Below are 22,794 nucleotides of genomic sequence, written 5' to 3' on the forward strand. Positions count from 1 at the left end.
CCATAACTGCGCCATCCCTGCGCGATGCCCCACAGAAAGCCAACGACATGCACGACCTTCCTTTGACCCGAGAGCTCGTCTTGATTGGCGGCGGTCATACCCACGCGCTTGTGCTCAAACGTTGGGGTATGAAACCTCTTGCGGGGGTGCGGGTCACGGTCATCAATCCCGGTCCTGTTGCCGCCTATTCCGGCATGTTGCCGGGCTTTGTGGCGGGACATTACACGCATTCAGACCTAGAATTGGATCTGGTGCGTTTGGCACGGTTTGCCGGCGCGCGCGTTGTGATGGCACGCGCCACAAAAATAGACCGCAAGGCTAAATTGATCCACATTGAGGGCCGCGCGCCCCTTCGGTATGATGTGGCCTCCATCGACATTGGCATCACCTCGGATATGCCTGATCTTGCTGGATTTGACGCCCATGGCATTGCCGCCAAACCCCTTGAACACTTTGCCGCTCGCTGGGACAGCTACCGCGCGGATGTCGCCGCGGGCCTCGCCGCACCACAGATCTGTGTGATTGGTGGTGGTGTTGCGGGGGCGGAACTTGCCATGGCGATGGCCCATGCTCTCAAAGGCGCGGACGATCTAAGCGTCACACTGATCGATCGCGGCGAGATCCTCGAAGAGTTCCGTGCCCCCACGCGGCGCGCCCTTTTGGCGGCCCTCACGGATGTGGGCGTGGCGCTACGGCCCAATACGGCCATTGGCAATATCGAGGCGGATCACCTCACCCTCACCGATGGAACCACGATCGCGTCGCATTTTACACTCGGTGCAGCGGGTGCGCGCCCTTATGGGTGGCTAAAAGAGACCGGCCTCACCATCGTTCAAGGTTACGTGCGGGTTGGTCCCACGCTTCAATCCTCCGACCCGAATATTTTCGCCGTGGGCGATTGCGCCCATCTGGCCCATGCACCGCGCCCAAAGGCCGGCGTCTTTGCCGTGCGCCAAGCGCCCGTCCTGTTCGACAACCTGCGCATTTTGCTTTCTGAGCAGCGCGGCGCGACGAAAAAGAGCCTGTATCATCCGCAAAAAGACTACCTCAAGCTGATCTCCCTTGGCGACAAGAGCGCCCTCGCGGACAAAAACGGACTACGCCTCAAAGGTGCTGCAATGTGGCGGTGGAAAGATCGTATCGACCGCACATTCATGGCTCGCCTCACCACTCTAAAACCAATGCGCCCACTCGTGTTGCCCGATCTGGTCGCCGCCGGACTACGTGATGAGGTTGAGGGCAAAAGCCCGATGTGTGGCGCATGTGGCGCAAAGGTTGGCGGAGATATTCTTGCCCGTGTTCTACACGACGACACGGACCTCAAGCGCGACGATATTGTGCGTCTGAAGGGGGACGATGCGGCCGTCTTGACCCATGGCGCAGCCTACGGCGGGTCGCGCCAAGTGATCTCTGTCGATCATCTACGCAGCTTTGTGGCCGATCCCGTGATGATGACACAGATCACCGCCATTCACGCCTTGGGCGATGTGTGGTCGATGGGTGCACAGCCACAATCCGCCCTCGCCACGATCACGCTACCGCGCATGGCCCCGCCACTCCAAGAGGCGTGGCTGTCAGAAATCATGGCAACCGCACGGACGGTGTTTGCCAAAGAGGGGGCGCAAATCATCGGCGGTCACACGTCGATGGGGGCCGAGTTTTCGATCGGGTTTACAGTCACAGGTCTTGCAGACACGCCAATGACGCTCAACGGCGCGAAGGACGGCGACCAAATCATCGTGACCAAACCCATCGGCACAGGCGTCATATTGGCCGCTGAAATGGCAATGCTCGCCTCTGGACGCGATGTGGCCGCCGCCTACGCGTCGATGGCGCTCTCATCTGGCGAAGCGGCAACGATCTTGAGCGGTGCGCATGCCATGACGGATGTAACGGGATTTGGCCTTGCGGGGCATTTGCTCGGGATATGTCGCGCGAGCGGCGTCAGCGCCACGCTCACGTTGTCAAACATTCCCGTGCTCGACGGCGCGTTGGCGCTTTCGCAATCTGGGATCGCCTCGACGATTGCGCCTGCCAATCGCGCCTATAGCGCCCAGTACGAGGGGCCAAACGGACCGCTGGCGGATCTGTTGTTCGACCCCCAAACCGCCGGCGGATTGCTTGCCTGCGTGGGCGCGGGTGGTGCGCAAAACCTAATTAAGAAACTCAAAAAATCCGGCTACAGTGCGGCGATCATCGGGGAGATCACAACCTCAGACGAGACAGGCCCGCGCCTTACAGCGAGGCCATAACGTCGATAATGCGCGTGGCCGCGACATCGCGGGCTTCGACCGCCATATCGCATAGATCAATCGTCGCACTCACAGTCGGGGTATGTTTTTCGCGTGACCGTTTGTAACGCGGATCATAATGCTGCGCCATGAGCCCGCCCGCCAGATCAACGAAATTGCCCGTGCGCGCCAACTCTTGCCAGCCGTCAACAACATCATACCCCTGAAACGTCACAAGCTTTGCGAGCAGTTTTTCCAACAACGCCGCATCCTGCACGATGTCAGCGTAGGCTTGCGCGAGATACACCGCCCGACTTGACAGCGGGGCCGTGACCTCAATACGTGGCGCGTCACACATCACCGCCCAAACGGACGCAGGCACCGAGACATTGCCAATACGCGAACTTTCCGCCTCAACAAGCGTGGGCTTTGCCGGATCAAGCTCGGACAATGCGACCGCAAGCGCGCTTTCGAATGCCTTTTGCGAGGGCTGTGTGCCAAGGCCGCCAAAAATCGATCCGCGGTGATTGGCAAGCCCCTCCAAATCAAGCACCTGCCCGCCTTGCGCGTTGACCCGTGCAATCAGGTCAGTTTTCGCCGTGCCTGTATTTCCATCAATCAATATAAGTTTGTGCGGCAACGGATCGGTATAAAGCGCGCGCACGACCATCCGCCGCCACGCCTTATAGCCGCCCTCGACCACATCCACGCGCCAACCGATTTGACGCAGGATCGTTGCGAAGGAATTGGACCTTTGCCCTCCGCGCCAACAATAGATGCGCGGTTTCCAATTGCCCTCAAACTCGGCCAATGGCCCCTCAATATGGGTCGCGGCATTGCGCGCCACCAAGGCGCCCCCAATTTTGCGCGCCAGAAAGGGCGATTGCTGCACATAGATTGTCCCAACCTGCGCGCGCTCGTCATCGCTTAACACCGGAAGGTTGATCGCACCGGGGACATGGTCCTGCGCGAACTCGGACGGGGCGCGCACATCAATCGTTGTGTCGAACGGAGCCGCGACAAAGTCACGGATGGAGGAAAATGCTTGGGTCATGTGCTGGTTCTAGCCCCTTTCGAACAGGACGAACAGGCCACCCCGCACCGCGAAACGAAAAAGCCCCCACCAAACTGGCGGGGGCTTTTTTCCACCTCTCCGAAGAGAGTGAATGGTGCGGTCGAGAAGACTCGAACTTCCACGGGTGTTACCCCACAGCGACCTCAACGCTGCGCGTCTACCAATTCCGCCACGACCGCACAGTCTTGACTTGGTGAGGGGTTCTCTAATGGTGTTTGAAATGAGCCGCAAGCACTAATTCGAAGTTTTAGAGGGAAAGTTCTATAGGGTGCTTAGCGCCGGTTTTGGCAGCCGTATCACGGCGAATTTCGCGCCATATGCCCCAAAAGATCACACACAGCCCGAGCACGATCACGACCCACCCCAACTGGCGTGCGTCATCCATAAACATGCGGTTGAGTGTCCGACCGGGGAGAAAGTTGAACACACCCGCCACAAACACCCCGCGCCAGTACAGATTGCGCATGGTTTTCTCGTGAGCGCGCCGATTGCCCGCAATGGCAAAGCGCACACCAACATAGAGCGACCAAAGTGCGAAAAGCGCCAACAGGTGCAGCGGCGAAAAAGGTCCAATTAGGCCAAACCCCGAAATCCCGAACGACGACATGGCCACAACCGCCATGGCCACGACCCAGATATACCCAAGGGTTTTGTGCAGTCGGTCACGGCGGTGACGGTAGAGCACAACAGGGCCGAGCAAAAGCGCGAGCGTAGCTGCAATTGCATGCACTTGGATAACAGGTGCGGCGGTCATAAACGGATCAACGGACATTGAAAAACCTTTCAAACAGGGGTGAAAATCAGGGATGGGCGATGCGCCCAGCTGAGTTGACCTAGACAACCCCCTGCCCTGCGTGCCATTTGAAGTACGCAAAACAAGGGGTTTGCTTCGTGAATGACGGGAAAACGCAAGTCGCGCTTCGTGAATGGCGGGCATATGTGACACGGCGCGAGACGCTTTTGGCACTTGGCGGTGTGAGCGTCTTTGTAACCTTGGCCGCGCCGTTCAACTCTGGTGCGCTTTTGTCCGTTGGTGCGCGCCTGATCTACTGGTCGCTCATGGTCTGCTTGACGTTCGGGGCCGGATCACTTGTCACTTTTACGCTCAAGCACCGTTTGGACGGCCTGCCGTTTGTCATGCGAGTGTTTTTTCTAGGAATACTGACAAGCCTCTGTGTTCTCGTCGTTGTTGTGATCATCAATGCGATGACGTTCGGATGGGTGCCACCCGCGCGAGACTGGCCATTGTTTGCCGCCACGCTTGTCGGGATGACGATTCTGATTACGGCGGCTTTTCAATACATCGACACCAAAAGCGCGGCGCATACAGAAACGACCACCCCAACAGGCACGCCCCTTTTGGAACGGCTCCCCGTCGACAAACGCGGCCCCCTCGTGGCGCTTTCGGTTGAGGATCACTATGTGCGGATTCGGACCACCAAAGGGGAGGGTTTGATCCTGATGCGCCTGAGCGATGCGGTTCGTGAGGTTGGCGAGACCCGCGGCGCACAGGTCCACCGTTCCCATTGGGCGGCCTTTGATCACGTCACGGCCGTGCGACGTGATGCAGATCGCGCTATTTTAACGATGCGCACAGGTGGTGAGATTCCCGTCAGTCGCGCACACATCAAGACACTCAAGGAGGCGGGGCTTTTGCCGCGCTAAAAAGGAACACAAGAATGGTCGAATGGCGCATCACCAACGGGCTGACCGATTACGACGATGCTGTGGCTCAGATGGAGGCGCGCGCCGACGCGATTGCGCGCGGTGAGGCCGACGAGCTGATCTGGCTCGTCGAACACCCACCGCTCTATACCGCAGGCACCTCCGCCAAGATCGAGGATCTTGTCGAGCCTGACCGATTCCCTGTCCACGCGAGCAAACGCGGCGGGCAATACACCTACCACGGACCAGGACAACGGGTGGCTTATGCCATGCTCGACGTGGGAAAACGTGGCAAAGATGTGCGCAAATTCGTCGCCGATATGGAGGCGTGGGTGATTGCCGCCCTCGCAGAATTCAACGTGCACGGCGAAATCCGCGAGGGCCGCGTAGGTGTCTGGGTCGTGCGCGACGACAAACCGCTGACCGCCACAGGGGCCAAAGCCGAGGATAAGATCGCAGCCATTGGTCTGCGGATTCGCAAATGGGTGTCGTTTCACGGATTGTCGATCAACGTCGAACCCGACCTGAGCCATTTTGGCGGTATCGTGCCCTGCGGAATTACCGAGCATGGCGTGACATCGCTTGTCGATTTGGGCCTACCTGTGACCATGGATGACGTCGATGTGGCCTTAAAACGCGGATTTGATCAGGTTTTCGGGGCGCAAAACGCACCCAACGGGACGCCGTAACCTCTTTTTAGGATGGCTGGTCTATAGCCTGCGACAATCCACGCCTTTCTTATGTTCGCAAAATCCCTATTGTTCGCCCATATCAACCGACTCAAGCTCCGGAGACTCTCAATGACCAAACTTTTTGCCCTCACAGCCGCCGCCCTGATGGTATCCTCGACGGCATCCTTTGCCGCAGGAGACGCGGTCGCCGGTGAAAAAGGCTTCAACAAATGCAAATCCTGTCACATGATTGTTGATGGCGACAACACCATCGTCAAAGGCGGCAAAACCGGCCCGAACCTATATGGCATCATGGGCACCGCGATTGCATCCGGCGACTTCAAATTCGGCGCTGGCATCTCATCCGTAGCCGAGGCGAACCCAGACATGGTTTGGACAGAAGAACTTGTTGCAGAATACGTTGTCGACCCAAACGCTTTTATCACCACTTACGGTGGGAACGGCAAATCCAAGATGACGTTCAAATTGAAAAAGGGCGGCGAAGATGTTGCGGCCTACCTCGCGTCTGTTGCCCCCGCTCAGTAAGGCACACGACCGAGAATACGGACACGCCGCTCCATTGGGGGCGGCGTTTTCATGTACCGCGCCTCGCAGCCAAGCGCGCAAATAGGCTACTACGGTCCATTCATTGGACGCGCACGGCACATTACAAGGTTAAGCCCGCATTTTTCTACGATTGCGGCGCGTTGACACATTGCGCAGTTGAACCTGAGCGACTAGACATATTCTAATTCCGTCTACTGACTCTCGACCTACGGGGGCGACGGAGCAAACGCATAAGACGCACTTAAATCGGGAGGACCGCATGGCAGACGCAGCCATTCACGGCCACGGGCACGAAGACAACCGCGGGTTCTTTACTCGTTGGTTCATGTCGACAAACCACAAGGATATCGGCATCCTTTATCTGTTCACAGCTGCGGCTGTGGGCTTCATCTCCGTTTGTTTCACGGTATTCATGCGCCTCGAGCTCATGGAACCCGGTGTTCAGTACATGTGTATGGAAGGCCTTTTGGCTAACCCGTGTACGCCAAACGGCCACCTTTGGAACGTTATGATCACCTATCACGGTGTTCTGATGATGTTCTTTGTGGTGATTCCTGCGCTGTTCGGCGGCTTTGGCAACTACTTCATGCCGCTGCAAATCGGTGCGCCGGACATGGCGTTCCCGCGCCTCAATAACCTGTCTTACTGGTTGTTCGTCACGGGCGTTGGCCTTGGCGTTGCATCCATGTTGGCACCGGGTGGTAACGGGCAAAGTGGCTCTGGTGTGGGCTGGGTGTTATATCCACCGCTCTCCACCAACGAGGGCGGCTATTCGATGGATCTCGCGATTTTCGCGGTCCACGTCTCTGGTGCCTCCTCCATCCTTGGTGCGATCAACATGATCACCACCTTCCTCAATATGCGCGCACCAGGCATGACATTGTTCAAAGTGCCGTTGTTTGCATGGTCGATCTTTGTAACATCTTGGTTGATCTTGTTGTCCTTGCCTGTTTTGGCTGGCGCAATCACCATGTTGCTCACCGACCGTAACTTTGGCACCCAGTTCTTCCAACCTGGTGGCGGCGGCGACCCGATCTTGTATCAGCACATCTTGTGGTTCTTTGGTCACCCTGAAGTGTACATCGTTGTTCTGCCCGGCTTTGGTCTGGTATCGCACATCATCGCAACCTTCTCGCGCAAATCTGTGTTTGGCTACCTGCCAATGGTTTGGGCGTTGATCGCGATTGGTGTTCTGGGCTTCGTCGTTTGGGCGCACCACATGTATACCGTTGGTCTGTCGCTCTCGCAGCAATCCTACTTTATGCTGGCCACGATGGTTATCGCGGTGCCAACAGGTGTTAAGATCTTCTCTTGGATCGCAACCATGTGGGGCGGCTCGGTTGAGTTCAAAACGCCAATGCTCTTTGCATTCGGGTTCTTGATCCTCTTCACCATCGGTGGCGTGACAGGCATCGTTCTGTCCCAACCTGGCGTAGACCGTGCATACCACGACACCTATTACGTTGTGGCGCACTTCCACTACACCATGTCGATGGGCGCAGCCTTTACCATCTTTGCGGGTATCTATTTCTACATCGGCAAGATGTCGGGACGCCAATACCCCGAGTTCTTCGGCAAAGTTCACTTCTGGATGTTCTTTGTTGGTGTGAACCTTACGTTCTTCCCACAACACTTCTTGGGTCGTCAGGGCATGCCACGTCGTTACATCGACTATCCTGAAGCTTTTGCTTACTGGAACTATGTCTCCTCATGGGGTGCGTTGCTTTCCTTTGCGTCTTTCCTGCTCTTTATCGGCATCGTGATTTACACGCTGCTCGCCGGAAAACGCATCACGGAAAACAATTACTGGAACGAGTACGCAGATACACTTGAGTGGACCCTGCCGTGCCCACCACCAGAGCACACGTTCGAGACACTTCCCAAGCAAGAAGAGTGGGACAAGGGTCACGCACACTAAGTGCACGCCTCGACACTCTCATAGCCTTTGAGACTGTTAACCATTAAGATCTAAGGAAGACCTCGCCACGGCGGGGTCTTTTTTTGCCCTAATTTCATTGATAGACATTTGATCAAAGGGGACTGACATGATCGCATGGATTTCAAAATTTCTGGACAACGGTGCGGAGCCAAAGCCGTCCCACCTGTCGGCATTTTGGCATCCTGCCCAGTTTTCAAAGGTGTATGATAGCGCAACGGGCCAGACCAACGTGGCAATGCTCATCACCTCACCCGAACCCCTGTATGAAATGGGGCAGCCCGATCCAGCGAAAATTGACCGTCTCGCGCGCGAAATCGAACGTTATGTGCGCACCAAATGGGCAACGGCAGAAGTCCAAAAAGCATCGCGCATGTTCGCGAATATGCCTGTCTCAAACTTTGTCGTCATACTGGAACACGCGGCCCTTGGCGCCTATGCGACCCGCACACAGCGCGTGCAAGCGCTCTACTCATTTGACGGCACCCATATTGGCGAACTGGAATCTGCGCAGCGCAAATTTGACGATTCCATCGAGCAATGCGTGACGATATGACGGACGGCCACCCCACCCTTATTCCCGAACTTGCGGTGACCGATTGGCAGATCTCGCGCGCGTTTTATTGCGACCTGATCGGTTTCGATGTCGCCTATGCCCGCCCCGAGGACGGGTTTGCAATGCTGTCCCTTGGCGCGGCGCGTCTTATGATTGACCAGATCGGAATTGGTCGCACCTTTGAGGACCAGCACCTGCCAACCAGTCCGCCATTTGGACGCGGCATGAACCTACAAATCGAAGTTTGCGCGCTCCAACCGATCCTCGATCGTCTCGCGTCCGCACAGTATCCGCTCACCCTTCAGCCAGAGCAAGCATGGTATAGAAAGGGCGACGAGGCGTTGGGCCAACGTCAGTTTGTGGTCGCGGATCCAGACGGATATCTGCTTCGACTGTTTGAACCCTTGGGATCGCGTGCTGCGACCACCTGACCCTTCCCCCCTCGCGCAGACCGCGCTAACCTCTGTCAAACGCACAAATAAAACCGCACAGAACAAAACGCTATGCCGTACCGTTGGACCCCTGCTCATCATGCGCCGTTGCCCCCTGCCTCGAGCGAGACAGGGGGGCCGCTCTTGCGTCTTGATGTCTGGCCGCATCGGTCGTTGCCGTCCAAGGGGTTTTCGGCAGCGATTTGGTTGATGTTTGCCGCCGGGCTGATGCCCGTGATCCCGTTTATAGGCACCACGGCGTTCTGGATTCTACTGGCCTGTATGATGAGTGTTCTCACAGCACTTTGGATTGCGTTGCGCAAATCGGATCGTGACCATCTACGCGAGGAAATGTTGATCTGGCATGACCGGATCACATTGACCCACTGGACGGCCAAAGGTGAAAAGATTGAATGGAGCGCCAATCCCTATTGGGTCAGAGCCACGCTGCACCCCACCGCAAAGATTGAACAGTATCTGACGCTCAAAGGTGCAGGTCCGGATCAAACGCGAGAGGTGGAACTCGGCGCGTTTCTAAGTCCCGAGGAACGCACCCAACTGCGCGACGATCTCGCCCTTGTTCTAGATCGTGTAAAAACGCCAGCCGCGCCGCAATAGACGCGGCCCCTTCGCCCATAAAAAAGTGGCGACACAACAAGTGCCGCCACGCTTCAATACCATCGGTATTCAACACATACGCGCTGTTTTAGCCCAATTTGGCTTTGATCTTGCCACCCACGGCCCCAAAATCAAGTTGGCCTGTGTACTTGGCCTTCAACACGCCCATGACCTTGCCCATGTCGCGTATGCTCTCTGCATTCGTCTCGGCGATGGCCGCGTCGATGGCGGTTTCGGTCTCTTTGGCATCCAATTGGCGCGGGAGAAACTCTTCGACAATGAGGATCTCCGACCGCTCTTTATCGGCCAACTCAATACGTCCGCCCTCTTCAAACGCCTTAGCGCTCTCTTGGCGTTGCTTTACCATTTTCCCAAGGATTTGAAGGACATCACTGTCTTCAACCCCACTGTCGTCGCCCTCGCCACGCGCCGCGATATCGCGATCCTTGATGGCTGCATTGATCAGTCGAAGCGTGGAAAGCCGCTCCTTATCCTTCTCTTTCATCGCCGTTTTGAGGGCGGTGTTGATCCGGTCACGCATATCCATAGACATCTCTTTCTATCGCTGTCGAAGCGCCCACCATATCGAAACGCAGCCACGATCTCAAGTCACGAGCGATTTTTCAAGACACTGGTTTTATTGGTTAATTTTATATTCCCAAATTTCGGCTATTCTGCGACCGATGCGCCTTGACGCTCACCACCGATCTGCCTAGTTTCCCGACAATTTTGGGCACATGGGAGTCGTACGACATGGCAACGGGTCAATCCACACAAAAGCCAACCGCGTGTTTAGCACTGGCCGACGGCACCATCTTTTACGGCATGGGGTTTGGCGCCACAGGCACAACCACCGCAGAGCTATGTTTTAACACCGCGATGACCGGCTACCAAGAAATCATGACCGATCCATCCTACGCCGGCCAAGTCGTCACATTCACCTTTCCGCACATCGGCAACACCGGTGTGAACGACGAGGATGACGAGACCGCCGACCCCGTTGCCGCCGGTATGATCGTCAAATGGGATCCAACCCTTGCCTCCAACTGGCGCACCCAAGAGGAACTCGGTCCGTGGCTCGCCAAACGCGGTCGTATTGGCATGGGTGGCGTTGACACCCGCCGTTTGACCCGCGCGATCCGCCAACAAGGCGCGCCACATGTGGCCCTCGCCCACGATCCCGATGGCAACTTTGACCTTGAGGCCCTTGTGGCACAGGCCCGCGCCTTCTCCGGTCTTGTCGGGCTTGATCTGGCCAAAGACGTGACATGCGCGCAGAGTTACAAATGGGACGAAATGCGGTGGGCGTGGCCGGACGGCTACCCCAAACGTGAAGGCAAAGGGTTCAAGGTTGTTGCCGTCGATTTCGGCGCAAAACGCAATATCCTACGCTGTTTGGCCTCCGCAGGGTGTGACGTCACTGTGTTGCCCGCATCCGCCACCGCCGAAGACGTTTTGGCCCATAATCCAGACGGCGTATTTTTGTCCAACGGTCCGGGCGATCCTGCGGCCACGGGCGTCTATGCCGTTCCGATGATTCAGGGCGTATTGGCCAAAGATATCCCTGTGTTCGGGATTTGTCTGGGTCACCAAATGCTTGCACTCGCTCTTGGCGCGCAGACAATCAAGATGAACCACGGCCACCACGGCGCAAACCACCCCGTCAAAGACAATGACACGGGCAAGGTTGAAATCACATCAATGAACCACGGCTTTGCAGTCGATGCACAAACCTTGCCTGAGGGTGTGCGTGAAACTCACGTATCGCTGTTTGATGGATCAAACTGTGGCATCAAAGTCGATGGAAAGCCTGTGTTTTCGGTACAATACCACCCCGAGGCCTCGCCCGGCCCGATGGATAGCTACTATCTGTTCGAGCGGTTCGCCGCCGCAATGGCAGAGCGCGAACCAGCATAAGCCTGCACATCTGCCTTTTGTGCAACACAAACACCGAAATAGGAGCAAAAAGCGTCGCTTTTGCTCCTATTTTCACACTTATCCACATGCATTAACGTTCTGTTAACCACTTTTCGCCACGTCTGAGTGTATCGAAAACACTGTGTCAGGATCATCGCGACTGACCATCGGTTAACCAGTTTGTGTGGGTCACGTTAAAATGTCGTTTGAGCGGCTTCAGATAAAATCACTCCCCCATGAGACAACGGACCTCTTGGAGGCCGTCAGACGGGGTATTGCACCCGCACAAACCCACCGCGCGCTGCACACCGCCCCCGACCCATCCCCCATAGACCCGCAACGCGTCCGCACGCCTATTGGACAGATTCTTGTCGATATGGGGGCCGTGACCGCCGTCGACATGGCACGCGCCGTCACGGCCCGCCAGCGGGAGAACGTGCGGATCGGGGATATCTTGTTGGCGCGCGGGATGGTTGACGAGGCCACGCTCTACAACGCGATTGCCGTGCAATACCAAGCCAAAGTGGCCAATTTCACGAAGCTTGCGCCCGATGTGCGCCTGATCGACAAACTGGGGGCCGACGAATGTCTCAAACACGGTATTTTGCCGTGGCGGTGCGCCGGAGGGGCAACCATCATTGCATCGTGTCGCCCCGAGGTGTTCAACACCCAACGCGCGCGCCTTACCGAGATATTTGGACCCGTCCGCCTTGCGATCACGTCAGAGACCGCATTGCACGATGCACTATTACGCTCGCGCCAACGCGCATTGGTCGATGCCGCAGAAACGCGCGTGGCGGCGTCCGAAAGCTGTCGCGAGATCGACATAAAACGTCTGACCCGCATTTTATCGGGCGGTGCGGTTTTGGCGATCTTGTTGGTGACGTTTTTTCCCGATACCGCGTTTATCGCACTGACCCTGTGGGCCGTTGTGACATTGATGATCAATTCCGCGCTCAAAATCGCCGCCGCCTTTGTTCAGGCACGCGATGCGGGGCGCCCCCAGCCTATTTTGCCGCTCAGGCGCAAACCCGCGCGCCTGCCGATTGTCTCCGTCATGGTGCCGCTGTTTCGCGAACGCGAAATCACCGCCCGTCTGGTCAAACGGTTGTCGCGGATCGAGTACCCGCGTGAGTTGATCGATATTTGCCTCGTGGTCGAAGAAGATGATCAGGTGACGCAGGCCGCAATTGCCACCGCCAACCTACCCCGCTGGATGCGTCAGATCACGGTTCCGCGCGGTCAGGTCAAAACCAAACCGCGCGCCTTGAACTTTGCACTCGATTTTTGCCGTGGATCGATCATTGGCATTTGGGACGCCGAGGACGCGCCTGAGCCGAGTCAGATCCACAAGGTGGTGCGCCATTTCGAAACCGCCTCACCCGATGTCGCCTGTGTTCAAGGTGTGCTAGATTTCTACAATGCGCGCACAAACTGGCTGTCTCGCTGTTTCACGGTTGAATATGCCTCGTGGTTCCGCGTGGTTCTGCCCGGCTATGAAAAGATGGGGCTTGTGGTTCCCCTCGGTGGCACCACGCTATTTTTCCGCCGTGACGCAATAGAGGAACTGGGCGGATGGGACGCGCATAACGTCACAGAGGACGCCGATCTGGGCTTGCGTCTGGCGCGCCATGGCTACCGAACCGAACTGATTGCGACCGTCACCGAAGAAGAGGCCAATTGCCACGCATGGCCGTGGATCAAACAGCGCTCTCGTTGGCTCAAAGGCTACGCCATGACATGGGCGGTGCACATGAGATCCCCGCGCAAACTATGGCAGGATTTGGGGCCGTGGCGCTTTTTTGGCGTTCAGGCTCTATTTTTAGGCACCATCAGCCAATTCGTTCTGGCGCCCTTTTTGTGGTCGTTTTGGGCCATCGTTCTGGGGCTGCCGCATCCGCTACGCGATGCCTTGCCGCGCGAAGCCTTTGTCGCACTCGGAACGCTTTTCATCATGTCTGAGGTGTCAACCGTTGCGGTCGGTTTGGTCGCCACGAGCACGCCCAAACACAAATGGCTTTGGCCGTGGGTGCCGACCCTCCATCTCTACTACCCCCTTGCAACCTTGGCCGCGGCCAAGGGGCTATGGGAGATCGTCACGCGTCCGTACTATTGGGATAAAACCGCACATGGGCGCACTGATGGTTGTGGTACAATCGACAGAACCGACACGCCGCCGCCGGTGCGGACGCCACGAAAACCGCCTCTGCCCTCACCCGCATTTACGCCCGATGAGGTCAAACCTTATCGCCTTGGGGTCGATGCCATCGTGACGCCCCCAACGGGTCATCCAGTGACACCACCGACACACAGTGAGGGGTTCGCACATACCCGAAGCAACCCACGCGATCTCTACCTGCCGTTTATTCCGCGCGGGCCACAACTGTCGATCAAAGGTCGATTGTCGTTGGGCGTAACGTCGACCTCAAAGTCGTAGCGGGACTGCTCAAACCTCTTTGTTGGCATCAATTTTGAGGCGGGTCACAAAGGCTTTCGAGATATGGTTGGAGAGCGCCTTGTGCGCCGTTGCCCCATCTCCCGCCTCAATCGCCGTGACAATTGCGTCATGTTCGGCAATCGCTTCCGCACCCCGTCCATCAACCGCAAGCGATGTTGTCGCCAATAAAGCCATTGAGCGGTGCACCAGATCAAGTTGTTGCACCAGATAGCGATTGTGCGAGGCAAGGTGGATTTGTTTGTGAAAGCGACGATTGGCCCGTGCCAAGGCCTCTGGGTTACCGATCAAGCCGCGATCTTCCTCGACCATATCGCGCAACACACGCGCCTCTTCAGGGGTCGCATGGCGTGCGGCCAGACGCGCGGCCAACCCCTCAAGCTCGGTACGCACCACATACAGGTCAGCCATTTGGTTGTGGTCCAATGACGCCACAATCAAAGAGCGCCCGTCACGGGTCAGCATAGATTGCGTTTCAAGCCGCTGAAGAGCCTCACGAATGGGGGTCCGCGATACGCCAAACCGATCGGCCAGCTCGCTTTCGACCAAACGGTCCCCAGGCCTGTATGTGCCTGTATCGATCGCCTCCAAAATCATCTCGTAGGCGTCTTTTTGTCCCGTGCGTGTCTCTTTCATCAGGCGTCCTTGGTGGCCGTTTGTTTGGCGGACCATAGACAGTCCAGCCCTGTGCAATCAAGCGATACATGGCCGCACTATGCCGAAGGGTCCGCATCCCCTTGCCTCGCGTGTCCGCCTCACCTATCACTTGCGCATGGTAAGTGATCACTTTTCCCACGTCCAAGAGTGGATATTCGACCTCGACAACACGCTGTATCCGCCGTCAGCCTGCCTGTTCGAACAGATCGAGCCGCGCATGACCGCGTGGGTGCAGCGCGAGTTGAATGTATCGCGCGACGAGGCCAACCGCCTGCGTCACACTTATTGGCGCGATTATGGCACGACGTTGTCGGGGATGATGCGCCTGCATGGCACCGATCCATTGCCCTACCTCACCTATGTTCATGATATCGACTTTTCGACGCTGCCCGCCGATCCGGCATTGCGCGCCGCCATTCACGCGTTGCCCGGTCGCAAGATCGTCTACACCAACGGTTCGGAACCCTACGCCAATCGGGTTCTTGAGGCACGCGGGCTAACCGGACTATTTGATGCAATCTATGGCATTGAGCACGCCGATTTTCACCCCAAACCTATTGCGCAAGCGTTTGATACCATTCTCAAAAAAGACGGGCTTGCGCCCTATGAGGCTGCGATGTTCGAGGATGATGCGCGCAATCTCGAAGTGCCTCACGCCCTTGGCATGAAAACGGTTCATATCGCGCCCAACCCGCTTGACCCTCCCGCGCCATATGTGCACTTTCACGCGGCGGATCTCACTGGATTTTTGTCGAAAATACTCGCGTAAGCCTGTGACGCGATTTGACTTTTGTGGATTGAATGCCCTGAATGTTACCGCGCCCAAGCCGCTGTGCGCTTGTGTCGCGCGTCAACGCGCCACCGTGATTTTTTGGATGTGCATAAATACTTAGGCTCCAAATCAAACCGGCTCGGCGCCATTCCTAAAACGAGAACGCACATGTCCCTATCCAAAACCGCAACTGCACAGACAATTGATACAGACCACGACCACGGTGAAGCAAGCATCTCCCCCAAGGGTGTGGCCCTCACGCTCTTGTTCATTGTGGCCTGTCTGGCCGCTGTGGGCTTTGGCGTTGTTGCGTTTGGACCTTGGGTTTTGGGTCTCACAGCACTGGCGTTTGTTCCTGTGATCTACATCGTTTTGATTTTACTCACGATCGGAAAGTAACGCGCAGTGCTGCACCTATGAGGCAGTCTGACACTTGGACAAATCCCCCCTATGCGCCTATGTACTAGCCAAAGCGCGCGTATCTGCGCATAGGAGATCGTCATGTCCACGCCCCAAAACAACGCCCAGCGCCTCACCGTTGATGTTCTTGTCAGCGGTGGCGGCATTGCCGGCATGATTGCCGCCGCCGCTTTTGGCGCAAGCGGGTTCAAGACACTGATGGTCGACCCTACCCCCCCCGTGACCGTTGGCACGGACGCAGGTTCAGACCTTCGTTCGACCGCGTTTTTGCGCCCTGCGCGCGATCTATTTGAGCGCATTGGCATCTGGTCCGTGCTCGAACCCTACGCCACCCCCCTTGAGGCGTTGCGTGTAGTCGACACGGTGGGCGCAGATGGCACACCGTCCGAGGTGCGCGCCGAGCGTCAATTCGAGGGCACAGAAACCGGCAACGAGCCGTTCGGGTGGAATTTTCTCAACTGGATGATCCGCCGTGAACTGGCCGCCGTCTTACCCACGATTCACAACACCCAAACGCGCTATGGCACAGGGTTCAAATCCATGTTGACCCGCACCGGAGAGGCCCTTGTGACACTCACCGATGGCACACAGGTCGCCGCAAAACTGGTGATTGCCGCAGACGGACGCGGCAGCCCCGTGCGCGAGGCCGCAGGAATCGGCGTCAAAACCACGCATTACGGGCAAAAATCGCTATCCTTCACCACCTTTCACGACCTGCCCCACAACAATGTCTCCACCGAGATTTACCGCGAAGGCGGGCCATTCACGATGGTGCCTTTGGCAGACATCGATGGTCGTCACGCCTCTGCCGTTGTGTGGATGAATAGTGGACCGCGTGCGGTGGATCTGCTCAATATGGCCGTGCCCGAGTTCAATGCCGCCATGACGGAACGCTCTGCGGGTTTGTTCGGCGCGCTCGAATTGGCCTCCCATCGCGGGATTTTCCCGATCATCACCCAACTGGCCGACAGACTTGCCGCCGAGCGTGTGGCGGTGATCGCGGAGGCCGCGCATGTCTTGCCGCCCATCGGCGCACAGGGGCTGAATACTTCGCTCAATGATCTGGCCCAACTGCTTGATTTAGCATGCCAAACCCCTGCATCACTCGGGGATCGCACTATGCTCGACACTTATGCCAAGGCGCGTCACCGTGACATTGCCGCCCGCGCGTTTGTGGTCGATAAATTCAACCGTGTCGTGCGCTCGGATACAGGAATTTTGAACTCAATCCGCCTGATGGGCCTCAAGGCCGTGCACGACATAAAGCCCGTTCGCATGGGCGTGATGCGTGCGGGACTTGGCCCCTTGACCTAAGAGCGAGGTATCAAATGGCGCACCCGTGGATGTGGACGCGCCATTTGGATATTTAGACCAAAGAAAAGCAAGCGGGCGTCACAGCACCCGATCAAGCGCCGCCTCAAGACGCGCCACCGAGGCGTCGACGTCATAGAGCTTGTCCAATCCGAACAGGCCGAGACGGAAGGTCGCATAATCAGGCCCCTCATCGCACTGAAGCGGCACACCGGCGGCAATCTGCATTCCAAGCGCCGCAAAGGCACGACCAGACTGGACCTCGGGGTCGGACGTGTAGGACACAACAACACCCGGAGCCTCAAACCCCTCTGCCGCTACGGATTTAAGGCCACGGGATTTCAACATTGCTCGCACACGGGTGCCCTGTTCCCATTGCGCGTCACACAGTTTGGCAAACCCGTAGTCTTTGGTTTCCATCATCGTGTCACGGAATGCGCGTAGCGCATCGGTGGGCATGGTGGCGTGATAGGCATGTGCGCCGCCCGTATACGCCTCCATGATGCTCAGCCATTTTCCCAAATCCACCGCAAAGGATGTCGATTGACGGGATTTGACCACGCCAAGTGCGCGTTCGGACAACATCACCAGACCCGCCGAGGGTTGCGCCGACCAGCCTTTTTGCGGCGCCGAGATCAGCACATCAACGCCCGTGGCGGCCATATCAACCCACGCACAGCCCGATGCGATACAATCAAGCACCATCAGGCCACCCTCGTCGTGCACCGCGTCCGCGAGCGCTTTGATGTAATCGTCGGGCAGGATCATGCCCGATGAGGTTTCCACATGCGGTGCAAAGACCACCTTAGGTTTCATCTCTTTGATCTTGACCACGGCCTCGTCGATCGGCACGGGCGCAAACGGTGCGTCGATGGCATTGCCGGTGCGGCGAGCTTTGAGAACGGTCTCGGAGGCAGGAATGGAGCCGGTCTCGAAAATCTGGGTCCACCGGTAGGAAAACCATCCGTTGCGGATGACCATAACGTCCTCGTCTGTGGCCAGTTGACGCGCCACGGCCTCCATCGCGTAGGTGCCACCACCAGGCACGACCACAGCCGTTTGCGCGGTGTAGACCTCGCACAGCGTGTCATGGATATCGCGCATAACCTGTTGAAACGCCGCAGACATATGATTGAGGGAGCGGTCGGTAAAGACCACCGAATATTCCAAAAGACCATCGGGATCGATATCGGGGCGCAAGGCGGGCATGGGCGGTTCTCCTGTTGTGTTGAGCAGACGTAGCACGCAAAACCGCTCTGGGGGAAGCGGGCAGCGCCGAGTTAAAGCCCTTGATCAAGCGACAAAAGCACGCGGTCGGGCACCTCATACAGTCCCGCACGATCAAGACGTACAGGTCGCGCGGCAGGCACAGGGGAGCGTTTCATCACCACCTTGCAAAAGTCTTGGCGTTTCATCCACCGTTTCATGTCGTCGCGTTTGGTGCTGGAATGAAAGGGGCCCCAATCGGCCGCAACGCCCCTCATCCCTGCGCTCACCACCTGATCGCGTGGCACCGTGATGTTCATAATGCGCACCGCGCACGACAGATTGGCAACCCCGTCTTTCAACTGTGCGGCTGTGCGTGCGCGGCACTTGCGCCACTGCGCGGTCGGCGGCGCGATTTGTGTCAGCCCGAACCAAAGCCCGCCGCCCCCCGCCGCCGTTTCACGCCATGTGCTTTCGTGATAGGACAATGTCGACAACAGTCCCGCCCAAAACGCCGCGCGGCCCTGCCGGTCCTGATCGGGATATCCTGGGCACCACTGCGCAATGTCGCGCGGTACGGTTTTGGTCAGACCCGCGCCATGACTGGCGATGAACCCCATTGTGGCCTTGGTCCATGTTTGCCCTTTGGGCATGTGATCCCACCGCAAAGCGGGCACAAACATCTCATAGGGTCGCGCGGTTGGCACTGGGCTACGCTCCACCGCATCGGCGCGCCCGTACAGACACACACACAAAATGGCCGCCATCGCCACGGGTTTCCACACTTTTAATCGCATACACAGTCGCACTCATTGTACCCAAACAGATGCGCAGTTTGCGGCAAATGGATCAGATTGCAAAGCACCAACCTCTTGCTCCCCGCGCGGGGCTGTCTTAGACAGGCGATTAAACGCCAACTCGAGGGATTTTACCCATGCTCGACCATCTCCAATTCACCACACCTAAAGTCAAAACCATCGCAGGCGCGACCGACGATTGGGAACTTGTGATCGGGATGGAAATCCACGCGCAGGTCGCCTCCAAATCCAAGCTGTTTTCCGGCGCGTCGACAAAGTTTGGCAACGAGCCAAATTCCAACGTATCCTTCGTTGACGCCGCCATGCCCGGCATGTTGCCCGTCATCAACGAGTTTTGCGTTGAGCAAGCGGTGCGCACGGGACTGGGCCTGAAGGCAGACATAAACCTGTTCTCGGCGTTTGACCGCAAGAACTATTTCTACCCTGATTTGCCGCAAGGCTACCAGATCAGTCAGCTCTATCACCCTATCGTGGGCGAAGGCGAAGTGATCGTGGACATGGAACCCGGTGTGGCGCGTCTGGTGCGCATCGAACGTATCCACCTCGAACAGGATGCAGGCAAATCGATCCACGACATGGACCCCAACATGTCGTTCGTAGATTTGAACCGCACGGGTGTGGCCCTGATGGAAATCGTGTCGCGTCCTGACATTCGCGGCCCCGAAGAGGCCGCAGCTTATGTTCTCAAAATGCGTCAAATTCTGCGCTACTTGGGCACCTGTGATGGCAACATGCAAAACGGCAACCTGCGCGCGGACGTGAACGTGTCGGTCTGTCGTCCGGGCCAGTACGAGAAATATCAGGCGACACAGGACTTTGGTCACCTCGGCACGCGTTGCGAGATCAAGAACATGAACTCCACGCGCTTTATCCAGATGGCGATCGACTATGAGGCCCGCCGCCAGATTGCCATTCTTGAGGACGGTGGCGAAGTGGACCAAGAGACCCGTCTGTATGATGCGGCAAAGAACGAAACACGCTCAATGCGCTCCAAAGAAGAGGCGCATGACTACCGCTATTTTCCCTGTCCCGATCTTTTGCCACTTGAGATCGAACAGGCGTGGGTGGACGACATCGCTAAAACGCTTCCCGAGCTTCCCGACGAGAAAAAGGCACGTTTTGTCAAAGACTTCGCCCTGTCCGAATATGACGCAGGTGTGTTGACCGCCGAGACGGAAAATGCCGATTACTTCGAGAACGTTGTTGAGACCGGCAAAGACGGCAAGCTGTCGGCCAACTGGGTGATCAACGAGTTGTTCGGCCGCCTGAAAAAGGACGACAAAGGCATCGACACCTGCCCCGTGACCCCCGCACAGCTTGGCGGCATTGTCGCGCTGATCACGGCGGGCGATATTTCGGGCAAGATCGCCAAAGACCTGTTCGAGATCGTCTATACCGAAGGGGGCGATCCCGCCGCCCTCGTTGAAAAGCGCGGCATGAAACAGGTCACCGACATGGGCGCCATTGAGGCCGCCGTGGACGAGGTCATCGCAGCCAACCCCGATCAGGTCGAAAAGGCCAAAGCTAACCCCAAACTTGCGGGTTGGTTCGTGGGTCAGGTGATGAAAGCCTCGGGGGGCAAGGCAAACCCCGCCGCCGTGAACAAACTGATTGCCGAGAAACTCGGGCTGTAAACTCTCCCAGACACAAAACGTGCTGCACATTGATAAAAAGGCGCCCATGATCGGGCGTCTTTTTTTGTAGACCGATAGATGCGGCGTAAAGCGCTGGTTAATCCACATGACCTAAGATGTGACAAACAGTTAGGAGCCCCTCATGTCCCACTATGAATACAAAGCTGTGCCCGCGCCGACCTCTGGCGAGGCAACATCACAAGCACAAACAATCGCCGCACGCATCGCTAGCGCCGTGGAAACACGTCTAAATGCAATGGCGGCCGATGGATGGTCCTATGTGCGCACCGACAATTTTGCGACCGATGGCGAGACAGGCGCAACCTCGGTCCTAATCTTTCGTCGCGAAAGCGATTTCGGGGTCTTTACCGACGACAAATCGGACTTTGGCACCTTTGAGAATGCTGCGCCCTAGACGCGTTTTCGCGCAAAACGGCATGCGCGCACCGCAATGCTTGACCCCTGCCCGATCTTGGCTAAACCTCTCATCAGCTTGAGGAGATATGTCATGACGCGTTTTGAGTACAAATCCATTCCCGCCCCTAAAAAGGGCGAGAAAGCCCGTGGAGTCAAAGGATCGGACGCGCGCATGGCGCAGGCAATGACAACCGCGCTCAACGACATGGGGGCACAGGGATGGGACTATCTGCGCGCAGATACATTGCCCATGGAAGAGCGCAGCGGGATCAGATCAAAGACCATTCACTATTACACAGTTTTGGTGTTTCGCCGCGAAATCGAGGCCACGTTTGAGGCCACAGATGCGCCCGTAGAGGCGGCTTCCTCACAGACGGACGCACCCGTGCTCGACGCTGTTGATGAGACGGATACGTCCGAGACAGACCAAACCACGCGCACTTCACGGCGCGACCTCACCGCGACACGCGACCACTAACGCGCCTGCGACTTCGTCGCTCGTAGGGTGTTGCGTCCGCAACATTCGCAACCACACATCCCACGGTGACCTGTCATCGCGCCCAAGTGGCGCGCGCAACACATTTTTTAGGAATTTGATGCGTCTTTGCCGCGATTTTCACCGCTCATGCCCTTTTCCATTTCTCGTTGTTCATCTAAGGTCTTTCGTCGGAGTCGAAAAGGTTGATGCACATGGATAAGAACGATCCCTTTGGTTTTAATATGTCCGCAGCGACGGATAAAAAGAAACGCCGCGGCGGTCGACGAGGCATGTCTGGTGCGTTCGAGACGTCGAAACGTGAGTGTGAGCACGAGGGATGTGAGGAGCAGGGTCAGTACCGTGCGCCGCGCTCTCCCGATCACCTCGACGAATACAAATGGTTTTGCAAGGATCACGTCCGCGCATACAATTTGAAATGGAATTTCTTCAACAACGCGACCCCCGAGGAGATGGAAGAGCACATCAAATCCTCACAAACGGGCGACCGTCCGACCAAGCCGTTTGGCAAAAAGTCGGTTGAGCAACAAGCATGGGAACGCCTTGGCGTTGATGATCCCCATCAGGTTTTGGGTGAAAATGCCACGCAAAACCCAGGGCGCTCTGATCCTGCGGCCTCGACCCGCAAACTGCCCCCGACCGAGCGCAAAGCGGTCGATATTCTCGAAGCCAAGGACCACTGGACCAAGGCAGAGATGAAAAAGCAGTACAAATCTTTGATCAAGGTCTTGCACCCTGACGTCAACGGCGGCGACCGCAGCCAAGAAGAGCAGCTTCAAGAAGTTGTTTGGGCATGGGACCAACTCAAAGAGAGCCGTTGGTTTAAATAATAATACTCTGTGCGCCGCGTGGGCGGTGCACAGGGTTAGCCCCTCGTGTCAGGGCATGGGTCTAATAAGTTTGCAAGTCGCTGACGCGCTCAATCAGACGCTAGACATCGA

The 22,794-nt window shown here is 57.2% G+C and carries 23 protein-coding genes and 1 tRNA gene; 17 read left to right on the top strand and 7 right to left on the bottom strand.

Going from position 1 to position 22,794, the window contains the following annotated elements; all coding sequences use genetic code 11:
* Positions 1-47: 47 nt before the first annotated feature.
* On the top strand, positions 48-2,252 hold the full coding sequence (selD, locus tag IMCC12053_RS03750; RefSeq protein ID WP_062215894.1) for a selenide, water dikinase SelD: 2,205 nt from the start codon (positions 48-50) through the stop codon (positions 2,250-2,252).
* On the opposite strand, the gene mnmH is transcribed toward selD, so the two are convergent.
* The 3 genes from mnmH to IMCC12053_RS03765 all read right to left on the bottom strand — a co-directional run bounded on the left by mnmH (position 2,236) and on the right by IMCC12053_RS03765 (position 4,078).
* Positions 2,236-3,285 (bottom strand): tRNA 2-selenouridine(34) synthase MnmH, encoded by a 1,050-nt coding sequence (gene mnmH, locus IMCC12053_RS03755; RefSeq protein WP_062215896.1) that lies wholly within the window; start codon positions 3,283-3,285, stop codon positions 2,236-2,238. The genes selD and mnmH overlap by 17 nt on opposite strands.
* Before the next feature lie 113 nt (positions 3,286-3,398).
* Positions 3,399-3,485 (bottom strand) — tRNA-Leu (locus IMCC12053_RS03760).
* 68 nt (positions 3,486-3,553) lie between these two features.
* On the bottom strand, positions 3,554-4,078 hold the full coding sequence (locus IMCC12053_RS03765; protein ID WP_074906262.1) for a DUF2306 domain-containing protein: 525 nt from the start codon (positions 4,076-4,078) through the stop codon (positions 3,554-3,556).
* 119 nt (positions 4,079-4,197) lie between these two features.
* On the opposite strand from IMCC12053_RS03765, the gene IMCC12053_RS03770 reads away from it, so the two are divergent.
* The 7 genes from IMCC12053_RS03770 to IMCC12053_RS03800 all read left to right on the top strand — a co-directional run bounded on the left by IMCC12053_RS03770 (position 4,198) and on the right by IMCC12053_RS03800 (position 9,750).
* The gene (locus IMCC12053_RS03770) at positions 4,198-4,971 is read left to right on the top strand and encodes a LytTR family DNA-binding domain-containing protein (RefSeq protein WP_062215898.1); all 774 of its coding nucleotides are present in this window, start codon (positions 4,198-4,200) and stop codon (positions 4,969-4,971) included.
* Between the two features lie 14 nt (positions 4,972-4,985).
* On the top strand, positions 4,986-5,660 hold the full coding sequence (gene lipB / locus IMCC12053_RS03775; RefSeq protein ID WP_062215900.1) for a lipoyl(octanoyl) transferase LipB: 675 nt from the start codon (positions 4,986-4,988) through the stop codon (positions 5,658-5,660).
* A 111-nt stretch (positions 5,661-5,771) separates the two neighbouring features.
* Positions 5,772-6,188 carry a c-type cytochrome gene (locus tag IMCC12053_RS03780; protein ID WP_062215903.1) on the top strand — a complete coding sequence of 139 codons (417 nt, stop codon included), beginning with the start codon at positions 5,772-5,774 and terminating at the stop codon, positions 6,186-6,188.
* 280 nt (positions 6,189-6,468) lie between these two features.
* Complete coding sequence (locus IMCC12053_RS03785) at positions 6,469-8,127, top strand: cytochrome c oxidase subunit I (protein WP_062215904.1); 1,659 nt, start codon at positions 6,469-6,471, stop codon at positions 8,125-8,127.
* Between the two features lie 127 nt (positions 8,128-8,254).
* Entirely contained in the window at positions 8,255-8,701 is a 447-nt protein-coding gene (locus IMCC12053_RS03790; RefSeq protein WP_062215906.1) for a hypothetical protein, read from the top strand.
* A complete protein-coding gene (locus IMCC12053_RS03795; protein ID WP_062215908.1) occupies positions 8,698-9,132 on the top strand; it encodes a bleomycin resistance protein in 435 nt (144 codons plus the stop codon). The genes IMCC12053_RS03790 and IMCC12053_RS03795 overlap by 4 nt, the downstream gene beginning before the upstream one ends.
* Before the next feature lie 72 nt (positions 9,133-9,204).
* Positions 9,205-9,750, top strand: coding sequence for a DUF2244 domain-containing protein (locus IMCC12053_RS03800; protein WP_074906265.1), 546 nt, complete (start codon positions 9,205-9,207; stop codon positions 9,748-9,750).
* An 88-nt stretch (positions 9,751-9,838) separates the two neighbouring features.
* Here the strand turns inward: IMCC12053_RS03800 and IMCC12053_RS03805 are convergent, their stop codons facing one another.
* Complete coding sequence (locus tag IMCC12053_RS03805) at positions 9,839-10,297, bottom strand: GatB/YqeY domain-containing protein (protein ID WP_062215912.1); 459 nt, start codon at positions 10,295-10,297, stop codon at positions 9,839-9,841.
* A gap of 206 nt (positions 10,298-10,503) precedes the next feature.
* On the opposite strand from IMCC12053_RS03805, the gene carA reads away from it, so the two are divergent.
* Both carA and IMCC12053_RS03815 read left to right on the top strand, forming a co-directional pair.
* On the top strand, positions 10,504-11,667 hold the full coding sequence (carA, locus tag IMCC12053_RS03810) for a glutamine-hydrolyzing carbamoyl-phosphate synthase small subunit (protein WP_062215914.1): 1,164 nt from the start codon (positions 10,504-10,506) through the stop codon (positions 11,665-11,667).
* A 199-nt stretch (positions 11,668-11,866) separates the two neighbouring features.
* Positions 11,867-14,104 (top strand): glycosyltransferase, encoded by a 2,238-nt coding sequence (locus IMCC12053_RS03815; RefSeq protein ID WP_074906268.1) that lies wholly within the window; start codon positions 11,867-11,869, stop codon positions 14,102-14,104.
* Between the two features lie 9 nt (positions 14,105-14,113).
* On the opposite strand, the gene IMCC12053_RS03820 is transcribed toward IMCC12053_RS03815, so the two are convergent.
* Positions 14,114-14,758, bottom strand: coding sequence for a GntR family transcriptional regulator (locus IMCC12053_RS03820; protein ID WP_062220819.1), 645 nt, complete (start codon positions 14,756-14,758; stop codon positions 14,114-14,116).
* 136 nt (positions 14,759-14,894) lie between these two features.
* Between IMCC12053_RS03820 and IMCC12053_RS03825 the strand changes: the two genes are divergently transcribed.
* The 3 genes from IMCC12053_RS03825 (at position 14,895) to IMCC12053_RS03835 (ending at position 17,285) form a co-directional block, all read left to right on the top strand.
* Positions 14,895-15,548, top strand: a complete 654-nt coding sequence (locus IMCC12053_RS03825; protein ID WP_062220822.1) for a pyrimidine 5'-nucleotidase — start codon at positions 14,895-14,897, stop codon at positions 15,546-15,548.
* Between the two features lie 171 nt (positions 15,549-15,719).
* Positions 15,720-15,950, top strand: coding sequence for a hypothetical protein (locus IMCC12053_RS03830; RefSeq protein WP_062215916.1), 231 nt, complete (start codon positions 15,720-15,722; stop codon positions 15,948-15,950).
* A gap of 102 nt (positions 15,951-16,052) precedes the next feature.
* Entirely contained in the window at positions 16,053-17,285 is a 1,233-nt protein-coding gene (locus tag IMCC12053_RS03835; RefSeq protein WP_062215918.1) for an FAD-dependent monooxygenase, read from the top strand.
* A 78-nt stretch (positions 17,286-17,363) separates the two neighbouring features.
* On the opposite strand, the gene IMCC12053_RS03840 is transcribed toward IMCC12053_RS03835, so the two are convergent.
* Both IMCC12053_RS03840 and IMCC12053_RS15990 read right to left on the bottom strand, forming a co-directional pair.
* The gene (locus IMCC12053_RS03840) at positions 17,364-18,491 is read right to left on the bottom strand and encodes an aminotransferase class V-fold PLP-dependent enzyme (protein WP_062215919.1); all 1,128 of its coding nucleotides are present in this window, start codon (positions 18,489-18,491) and stop codon (positions 17,364-17,366) included.
* 71 nt (positions 18,492-18,562) lie between these two features.
* Entirely contained in the window at positions 18,563-19,285 is a 723-nt protein-coding gene (locus tag IMCC12053_RS15990; RefSeq protein WP_074906271.1) for a hypothetical protein, read from the bottom strand.
* Between the two features lie 137 nt (positions 19,286-19,422).
* Between IMCC12053_RS15990 and gatB the strand changes: the two genes are divergently transcribed.
* The 4 genes from gatB to IMCC12053_RS03865 all read left to right on the top strand — a co-directional run bounded on the left by gatB (position 19,423) and on the right by IMCC12053_RS03865 (position 22,683).
* Complete coding sequence (gene gatB, locus IMCC12053_RS03850) at positions 19,423-20,940, top strand: Asp-tRNA(Asn)/Glu-tRNA(Gln) amidotransferase subunit GatB (RefSeq protein ID WP_062215921.1); 1,518 nt, start codon at positions 19,423-19,425, stop codon at positions 20,938-20,940.
* Positions 20,941-21,082: 142 nt separating this feature from the next.
* Entirely contained in the window at positions 21,083-21,355 is a 273-nt protein-coding gene (locus tag IMCC12053_RS03855) for a DUF4177 domain-containing protein (protein WP_062215923.1), read from the top strand.
* A gap of 93 nt (positions 21,356-21,448) precedes the next feature.
* Positions 21,449-21,835: a DUF4177 domain-containing protein gene (locus tag IMCC12053_RS03860; protein WP_062215926.1), complete on the top strand. Its 387-nt coding sequence runs from the start codon at positions 21,449-21,451 to the stop codon at positions 21,833-21,835.
* Positions 21,836-22,047: 212 nt separating this feature from the next.
* On the top strand, positions 22,048-22,683 hold the full coding sequence (locus IMCC12053_RS03865; protein ID WP_062215928.1) for a J domain-containing protein: 636 nt from the start codon (positions 22,048-22,050) through the stop codon (positions 22,681-22,683).
* Positions 22,684-22,794: the final 111 nt, after the last annotated feature.

Source organism: Celeribacter marinus (genome assembly GCF_001308265.1).
In the GTDB taxonomy this organism is placed as follows: Bacteria; Pseudomonadota; Alphaproteobacteria; order Rhodobacterales; family Rhodobacteraceae; genus Celeribacter; species Celeribacter marinus.

Coding starts and splice junctions, on each gene's coding strand:
- selD (WP_062215894.1), top strand. CDS start 48: ATGCACGACCTTCCTTTGACCCGAGAGCTCGTCTTGATTGGCGGCGGT.
- mnmH (WP_062215896.1), bottom strand. CDS start 3,285: ATGACCCAAGCATTTTCCTCCATCCGTGACTTTGTCGCGGCTCCGTTC.
- IMCC12053_RS03765 (WP_074906262.1), bottom strand. CDS start 4,078: ATGTCCGTTGATCCGTTTATGACCGCCGCACCTGTTATCCAAGTGCAT.
- lipB (WP_062215900.1), top strand. CDS start 4,986: ATGGTCGAATGGCGCATCACCAACGGGCTGACCGATTACGACGATGCT.
- IMCC12053_RS03780 (WP_062215903.1), top strand. CDS start 5,772: ATGACCAAACTTTTTGCCCTCACAGCCGCCGCCCTGATGGTATCCTCG.
- IMCC12053_RS03785 (WP_062215904.1), top strand. CDS start 6,469: ATGGCAGACGCAGCCATTCACGGCCACGGGCACGAAGACAACCGCGGG.
- IMCC12053_RS03790 (WP_062215906.1), top strand. CDS start 8,255: ATGATCGCATGGATTTCAAAATTTCTGGACAACGGTGCGGAGCCAAAG.
- IMCC12053_RS03795 (WP_062215908.1), top strand. CDS start 8,698: ATGACGGACGGCCACCCCACCCTTATTCCCGAACTTGCGGTGACCGAT.
- IMCC12053_RS03800 (WP_074906265.1), top strand. CDS start 9,205: ATGCCGTACCGTTGGACCCCTGCTCATCATGCGCCGTTGCCCCCTGCC.
- IMCC12053_RS03805 (WP_062215912.1), bottom strand. CDS start 10,297: ATGGATATGCGTGACCGGATCAACACCGCCCTCAAAACGGCGATGAAA.
- carA (WP_062215914.1), top strand. CDS start 10,504: ATGGCAACGGGTCAATCCACACAAAAGCCAACCGCGTGTTTAGCACTG.
- IMCC12053_RS03815 (WP_074906268.1), top strand. CDS start 11,867: ATGTCGTTTGAGCGGCTTCAGATAAAATCACTCCCCCATGAGACAACG.
- IMCC12053_RS03820 (WP_062220819.1), bottom strand. CDS start 14,758: ATGAAAGAGACACGCACGGGACAAAAAGACGCCTACGAGATGATTTTG.
- IMCC12053_RS03825 (WP_062220822.1), top strand. CDS start 14,895: ATGGTAAGTGATCACTTTTCCCACGTCCAAGAGTGGATATTCGACCTC.
- IMCC12053_RS03830 (WP_062215916.1), top strand. CDS start 15,720: ATGTCCCTATCCAAAACCGCAACTGCACAGACAATTGATACAGACCAC.
- IMCC12053_RS03835 (WP_062215918.1), top strand. CDS start 16,053: ATGTCCACGCCCCAAAACAACGCCCAGCGCCTCACCGTTGATGTTCTT.
- IMCC12053_RS03840 (WP_062215919.1), bottom strand. CDS start 18,491: ATGCCCGCCTTGCGCCCCGATATCGATCCCGATGGTCTTTTGGAATAT.
- IMCC12053_RS15990 (WP_074906271.1), bottom strand. CDS start 19,285: ATGCGATTAAAAGTGTGGAAACCCGTGGCGATGGCGGCCATTTTGTGT.
- gatB (WP_062215921.1), top strand. CDS start 19,423: ATGCTCGACCATCTCCAATTCACCACACCTAAAGTCAAAACCATCGCA.
- IMCC12053_RS03855 (WP_062215923.1), top strand. CDS start 21,083: ATGTCCCACTATGAATACAAAGCTGTGCCCGCGCCGACCTCTGGCGAG.
- IMCC12053_RS03860 (WP_062215926.1), top strand. CDS start 21,449: ATGACGCGTTTTGAGTACAAATCCATTCCCGCCCCTAAAAAGGGCGAG.
- IMCC12053_RS03865 (WP_062215928.1), top strand. CDS start 22,048: ATGGATAAGAACGATCCCTTTGGTTTTAATATGTCCGCAGCGACGGAT.